This is a genomic window from Nocardia sp. TBRC8007 (genome assembly GCF_056629435.1).
This window is the reverse complement of sequence record NZ_JBWSOR010000173.1, coordinates 1-402: the sequence shown is the minus strand read 5'-3', so window position 1 is coordinate 402 and position 402 is coordinate 1. Positions and strand designations below refer to the sequence as shown.

General features: G+C 65.7%; 1 protein-coding gene. It reads right to left on the bottom strand.

What is annotated here, in order from left to right; translation table 11 throughout:
• Positions 1 to 402, bottom strand: a 402-nt coding sequence (locus tag ACX4ZE_RS23155; protein WP_480275582.1) for a hypothetical protein, incomplete at both ends; no start/stop codon positions are given.

The window sequence follows — 402 nt, the reverse complement described above, 5'->3', positions numbered from 1 at the left end:
ACCGGCGCACACTACCGCCACCGCCTGCGGGGACCGCCGCACCTGTGCCTCGATCAGCCCGACCAAGGTGATATCGGTATCGACAGCCACCGTCGTGTCGTTGTATACCCGCAGCAGCCGGTCGCGTTCGGTGGCGGTGAGCACGTCCACCGCACCCACCGCCGCCTGCGGGGTGGCTGCCACTTGCTGTAACACCCGCACGTACCGGGCCGCGATCGCCTCGACCGTGCCCCGGTCGAACAGCTCGGTCGCGAATTCCACGAAACCGGTGAATCCCGCACCATCGGGTACATCGTCACCGTCGGGTACATCGTCGATGTTGAACCACAGGTCGAAGCGGGATATCCCGGGTGAGCAGAGGATGGGGGAGATACCGATTCCGGGGAGCTCGATCACGGGTAG